The following is a 6,274-nucleotide window of genomic DNA, read 5'->3' as shown; positions in this document are numbered from 1 at the left end:
TGACCCTGAACCTGTCCCTGAGAACCTCTCTGAGCTCATGGATACTGTCAGATCAACCGGGGCTGATCTGGGGATAGCCCATGATGGCGACGCCGATAGAACAATATGTATAGATGAGAAGGGTGAATTCGTCCTTGGTGACAGGACCTTTGCCCTCGTTGAGAAGAGGATGCTCCAGGAGAACGGTGGTGGAATAATAGTTACAACAGTCGCAACATCATCAGCAATATACGACGTGGCAGAGGAAAACAATGGTGAGGTGATTGCAACCGCCGTGGGGGACCTCCTTGTGGCCAGAAAACTTAAAGAGACAGGGGGTCTTTTTGGGGGTGAGGAGAACGGCGGCCTGATATTCCCTGACTTTGTATATGGAAGGGACGCCGCCCTTACAGCCGCAAAAATCCTTGAGATAATGGCACATGAGGGAAGGCCCCTCTCGGAACTTGTATCAGAGCTTCCATCATATTACTCCGAGAAAAAGAAGGTAAAATGTCCCGATGAAATCAAGGCGGATGTAATGAAGATTGTGGCTGAAATGGTGGCCAGTGAACCAGGTGTGAGAGATATAGATACAACTGACGGTGTTAAGATCTTCACAGATGATGGTTGGGTTATAATACGGCCATCAGGTACAGAACCCATATTCAGATGCTTTGCAGAGTCAGACACCCAGGAGAATGCCACTAAAATGGCTGAATGGGGAATATCCCTGGTTAAAGAGGCAATCAAGAAACTTAAGAGGGTCTAGAGGTTTTCAAGGCACTCCTCCAGCAGTATCTCTGCATCCTCATTTTCAGGGTTTAACTGGAGGGCCCTGCTGAATGAATTCAGGGCCTCCTCAAATCTTTCAAGCTCCAGCAGCGCAACCCCTAGGTTGGTCCAGTAGACATCATTCTCCGGATCCATTTCAATGGCCCTTCTGTAGCATTCAAGGGCCTCTTCAAATCTTTCAAGTTCAAGAAGGGCGTTGCCCTTACGGTTCCAGAGATGGGGGTCCTGTTCATCTTCAAGGGCCAGTTCAAGGGCATTATTGTAGGATTCAAGGGCATCCTCCATCCTCCCAAGTTCTGAGAGCAGGTTTCCCCTGGCGGTCCATAACTCAGCATTCCGGTGGTCCCTTTCAATTGCCTTCTCATAGCATTCAAGGGCTTCAACAGGTTTTTCGGCCACCTCGAGCATAACACCTCTCCAGTAAAGCAGGGCAGGATCATGGGGCCTTATCTTCAGGGCCCTTGCACTGGCCTCAAGTGCCCCATCCACGTCACCGGCATTGAGGAGGGCTATGGCCATGTTGTTCCATATATAAGGATTTTCAGGAGCTATCCTTATGGCTCTCCTGTAGTTTTCAAGGGCTTCATCGAATCTCCCAAGCCTTGTGAGATTGTCTGCCAGTCTGTTAAGGACGTAGACATCGTCAGGGTCGATTCGAAGGGCTGCAGTGTAACATAGGCGGGATTTATTGAATTTTCCTGAATCAAAGAGTATGTCAGCCCTTCTGGTTATCATGGCCTTTTCATCGATCTTTTTGCCCTCCCATTCCTCCACCGGAAGCTTTCTGAACCTTATAACCTGGAATTCGGTTTCATCGTCCACCGCACCCTGGTACATCCTTTTAAATTCTTCCTCAAGTTCCTTGGCATCCCTGAATCCATCCTCCCTTGCCAGTTCATCGTTTTTCCTGAGCTCACCGAACCTGACGGTTTCAACGTCTGTGACCACTGCCTCGAATACCTTCTCACGGTCCTTGGAGACAAGGTTCCAGTAACAGTGAAGGCGATCCCCCACCCTTAGGGGTCTCTTCCATTTACGGCGTATGGTCATGGTCCTTTTTCCTGTTACAAGATCAATGTCCCTGCTGCTGAATGATAGTATGGGCACTTTGGTATCTCCCCCTGTTATTGAATTTCTTCCTCTCCGAACTCCTCGGTACGTATCTTAACCTTCCTGAAATGTTTTTTAACCTTCAGGGCAATTTCCCTGAGCATACCTGGTGATGGGGGCTCCAGGTCCTTCAGTTTTTCATCCAGGACAACCCTGTTCCTGAACTGCTGGATAACGTAGATGTCACAGTCTATGGACTCTGCGATAATCTTAATGTCCTCCTCGTCCAGGAGGCCCGGCACGAAGGTTGTCCGGCACTCAACAGTAACATCTGAACCGGCAAGAAGACGGAGGCTCTCCCCCACACCATCACATCTGACACCGGCAAGCTCCCTGTAACGGTGGAAGGGGGCCTTCACATCCACTGCAACACAATCAAGTAAGGGCAGCAACCTCATGAGGGCCCTGGGGGAGTAACCATTGGTGTCAAGCTTCGTATGGAGCCCCAGGGAACGGGCGTGCCTTAGCACCACCTCCACATCGTCCACCTGGAGGAGGGGCTCGCCACCACTCACCACGACGGCATCAACAAAGTCGGAGTATTTCTCCATGTCATCCATGATGGCTGAGAGATCAACTTCAACCCCTCCGTCTATTAGTTCTGGGTTATGACAGTAGGGGCACCTGAAGTTACATCCTGCTGTGAATATCACAAGGGAGAGTTTACCTGGATATTCAAGGGTTGAAACTGCCATTGAACCTATTTTCATTGAAATCACGGAATGATCTCAGCAAGAACCTCAATGAACCGTTTATCCTCCTCGAGGGTCCCAACACTCACCCTTATCCAGTACTCATCGAGACCTGAAAATGATGTGCAGTCCCTCACAATGATCCCCCTCCTGAGGAGCTCTTCTGCAAGTTCAGCAGCGGTTTTACCTGTACCCCTCACATCAAGGAGGATGTAGTTTGCATATGACTCAAATACCCTGAGGCTTTCAAAATTCTTAAGTTCCTCATATAGGTATTCCCTGCTCTTTATGGAGTACTCTGCAGATTTTTCTATGTAATCCCTGTCCTGGATGGTTGCAAGGGCCGCTGCATGGGATAGCCTTGTGAGGCTGAATACAGGTTTAACCCTGTGCATGTACTCTATAACCCCGGGGCTTCCAAGGCCGTAACCTATCCTCATGCCTGCAAGACCCATGACCTTCGAGAAGGTCCTCATTATAAAGATGTTTTCATGGTCAGATAAGAGATCCACATTGCTGACACCTGCAAATTCAAAGTAGGCTTCGTCAACAACCACTAGGGCGTCTGTGGACTCTGCAACAGTGGTTATATCCTTCTTATCTATGAGACCACCTGTGGGGTTGTTGGGTGTGCAGAGAAAGACCAGGCGGGTTGAGTCATCAATCGCATCAAGGACCGATTCAAGGTCAAGGCGGTTCTCCTCAACATCCCACCGTGCATGGACGGGCCTTGCATCATGCGCCCGGAGGGTGTATTCGTAGTACATGTATGATGGCATCGGCACAACGAAGGAGTCGCCCGGATCAATGAATGTTCTGCCGAGGACATCGATGATCTCATCTGCACCGTCACCACCCACTATCACCTGGTTTCCATCGACGCCTGCATAATCTGCTATGGCCTCATGGAGGTCTTCAAGGTTTGATTCAGGGTACCTGTGGGTGGATTGGAGTTCTCCTGCCATAGCCTTAACCGCTGCCGGTGATGGGCCCAGGGGGTTCTCATTGGAACCCAGCTTGATTATATCACTCTCTTTGAGGCCATAATTTTCTGCTATCTCCTTTATGGATCTTCCAGGTACATATGGCTCCATTTTATGAATTACTGGACGAACTCTGACCATAGAATCACTCTTCAACTCATACTTACATTATAGACCTGTTCGGTTTTTCAGTCTTCATATTCCTGCGCCAGGTGGAAGTACCTCTCTGCATTTTCCCTTATGGATTTTATTTCATCATCATTAAGTTCCCTGACAGCCCTTGCAGGAACCCCCATGATGAGGGTTCCAGGAGGAAAACTTTTACCTGAGGTAACAACTGCACCTGCACCCACCATGGAATTTTCGGCCACAAGGGCCCCGTTGAGGATGGTTGAATTCATGCCAACCAGCACATTATCCTGTATGGTGCATCCATGGAGAACCGCGGCGTGACCAACAGAGACGTGATTCCCCAACTTCACAGGGTACCCGCTGCTTGCATGGACAACACAGTTATCCTGGATATTGGAACGGCACCCGATCCTTATGGGTTCTATGTCACCCCTCAAAACAGCGTTGTACCATACAGATGAGCCATCACCTATCTCAACATCACCTATTATTCTGGCACCTTCGAAGACACGGTAGGACACATCAGCACCCCCATCAATAAATCCTCTGAGGCTCTTTCAGACCTTCAAAGACATTGTAAGACACAGGGACATCCCCATCAGTCCCTTACAATGTATTCCTGTTTGAGTATCACAAGTTTATCAGAGGGCACATCCTCGTATATGACGCAGCCGGCGCCGATACGGGAACCCTTCCCAACCTTGACACCGGGATTGAAGCTTGAGTTTATACCGGTTTTCACGCCATCACCGAAAACGGCTCCAAGCTTCCTGCGGCCTGTGTTGACAGATTCCTCCTTAACCATCATGCGCACAGGTCCATCATCAAACCGCAGATTGGCTATATTGGTACCGGCGGCTATGTTGCACTCTGCCCCTATGACAGAGTCACCCACGTAGCTGAGGTGGTTGACGTTGGTACCGTCCATTATGATGGAATTCTTGATCTCAACTGCGTTGCCAATGCTCACATTATCTCCTATACATGTATGGGCACGGAGGTAGCAGTTGGGCCCTATATCACAGTCTTCGCCGATGTAAACTGGCCCCTGGATGTAGGTACCTGACCTTATAATGCTTCCATCACCCACCATCACCGGGCCGTGGATGGTCACGCCATCCTCCACTTCCCCGCGGATGGCTCCTTCAAGGCCTTTCATGAGTTTTTCACTGGCATCCAGAAGCTCCCATGGCCTTCCAACATCTATCCACTCCCTCTCTGATACTATGGCCCTTACAGGGAGGTCATCCCTCACCTGCATCATTATGGTATCTGTTATCTCGTACTCTCCCCTCAGGGATAGGGGTGTCTGCTCTATGTAATCAAAGACCGCTGGACTGAACACATATATACCCGTATTTATGAGGTTCCCTGCATCAACATCAGGGGATGGTTTTTCAATTATCTCCCGCACGCGGTCACCCTCAAGCCTGACAGCTCCAAATGAACTCGGGTCGGGAACCTCACGTAGAACCATGAGGGTTTCGGGTTTCATATCACTGTAGGCAGATATCAGATCACCCACAAGCTGGATGTCGGTTATTATGTCGCCATTCAGTACGATGAAGTCGTCACTAACCATACCTGCGGCCTGGCCTATTGCATGGGCTGTTCCAAGGCGTTTTTCCTGTTTCACGTAGCTTATGTCAACCCCAAATTCGGATCCGTCACCGAAGTGGGACATCACCACATCCTCACGGTAACCGGTTATCATGATTATCTCACTGACACCATTGTCTCTGAGGGCATCCACACTGTACTCCACCATGGGTTTGCCTGCAACCGGCAGCATGGTCTTGGGCCTTGTAAGTGTGAGTGGCCGCATTCTTGTACCCTCACCAGCAGTCAGGACAACAGCCTCCATATCATCACCCTATCAGATTTTCAAGGTAACCACGGGTCTTCTCATGGATCTGACGGGCCTCATCCTGGGTCTTACCCTCAAGGGTTATCCTTATATATGGTTCTGTCCCTGAAGGCCTCACAAGAACCCAGCTCCCATCCTCCATTGATATGCGGACCCCATCTATCGTATTGATCTCTGCAGCGTCGGTGAACTCACGGCTGAGTTCAGAGGCCACCCTCTCCATCACCTCTCCCTTCTTATCATCGGGGCATGGAACCTTATCCCTTATATTGGGGTAGGATGGCACCTCATCCAGGAGCACCGAAAGGGGGCCCTTCCGTGAGATGAGCTCGGCGACCCTCAGGGCTGAGAGTATTCCATCGGGGCACATGCAGAAGTCAGGGTGCAGCCAGGTCCCTGATGGTTCTCCCCCGAAGTCAGCGCCCTCCTCTGCGATGGAGTTTGCCACATGAACATCACCAACCCGCGTCCTTATGACCTCGCCGCAGCCTCCAAGGCATTCATCCACACAGAGGGATGCATCCACGGTTGTGATGATCTTGCCCCCTATCTCCCTTGCCATTAGTGCCAGGAGTTTATCGAAGCTTGCGAACCTTCCCCTGTCATCCACAGCAACCATCCTATCGGCGTCGCCATCATGGGCTATCCCCAGATCAGCCCCGGTTGATCTGACAGTATCCATGAGCTCAGAGAGGTTCTCAGGGACAGGTTCAGGGTCA

At 50.3% G+C, this 6,274-nt stretch carries 5 protein-coding genes and 2 pseudogenes; 1 reads left to right on the top strand and 6 read right to left on the bottom strand.

The features are described from left to right. Positions 1-748: pseudogene (locus ACPLJI_RS08825) on the top strand (phosphoglucosamine mutase); the annotation flags it as partial. Here ACPLJI_RS08825 and ACPLJI_RS08820 read toward each other — a convergent pair. The 6 genes and pseudogenes from ACPLJI_RS08820 to ACPLJI_RS08795 all read right to left on the bottom strand — a co-directional run. Next, positions 745-1,878: a tetratricopeptide repeat protein gene (locus ACPLJI_RS08820; RefSeq protein WP_424730262.1), complete on the bottom strand. Its 1,134-nt coding sequence runs from the start codon at positions 1,876-1,878 to the stop codon at positions 745-747. The pseudogene ACPLJI_RS08825 and the gene ACPLJI_RS08820 overlap by 4 nt on opposite strands. Before the next feature lie 17 nt (positions 1,879-1,895). After that, complete coding sequence (locus ACPLJI_RS08815; protein ID WP_424741256.1) at positions 1,896-2,591, bottom strand: anaerobic ribonucleoside-triphosphate reductase activating protein; 696 nt, start codon at positions 2,589-2,591, stop codon at positions 1,896-1,898. 5 nt (positions 2,592-2,596) lie between these two features. Continuing rightward, positions 2,597-3,697, bottom strand: coding sequence for a histidinol-phosphate transaminase (gene hisC, locus ACPLJI_RS08810; RefSeq protein WP_424730260.1), 1,101 nt, complete (start codon positions 3,695-3,697; stop codon positions 2,597-2,599). 47 nt (positions 3,698-3,744) lie between these two features. Further along, positions 3,745-4,209, bottom strand: coding sequence for a gamma carbonic anhydrase family protein (locus ACPLJI_RS08805; protein ID WP_424730259.1), 465 nt, complete (start codon positions 4,207-4,209; stop codon positions 3,745-3,747). Positions 4,210-4,286: 77 nt separating this feature from the next. Continuing rightward, entirely contained in the window at positions 4,287-5,552 is a 1,266-nt protein-coding gene (gene glmU / locus ACPLJI_RS08800; protein WP_424730258.1) for a bifunctional sugar-1-phosphate nucleotidylyltransferase/acetyltransferase, read from the bottom strand. 4 nt (positions 5,553-5,556) lie between these two features. Then, positions 5,557-6,274: pseudogene (locus tag ACPLJI_RS08795) on the bottom strand (phosphoglucosamine mutase); the annotation flags it as partial.

Source organism: Methanothermobacter sp. (assembly GCF_049720995.1).
Classification (GTDB): domain Archaea; phylum Methanobacteriota; class Methanobacteria; order Methanobacteriales; family Methanothermobacteraceae; genus Methanothermobacter.
This window is presented reverse-complemented; position numbering and strand designations above follow the sequence as displayed.

What these genes read in the sequence shown, in the direction of transcription:
- hisC (WP_424730260.1), bottom strand. Translation starts at nt 3,697, where the DNA reads ATGGTCAGAGTTCGTCCAGTAATTCATAAAATGGAGCCATATGTACCT.
- glmU (WP_424730258.1), bottom strand. Translation starts at nt 5,552, where the DNA reads ATGGAGGCTGTTGTCCTGACTGCTGGTGAGGGTACAAGAATGCGGCCA.
- ACPLJI_RS08815 (WP_424741256.1), bottom strand. Translation starts at nt 2,591, where the DNA reads ATGAAAATAGGTTCAATGGCAGTTTCAACCCTTGAATATCCAGGTAAA.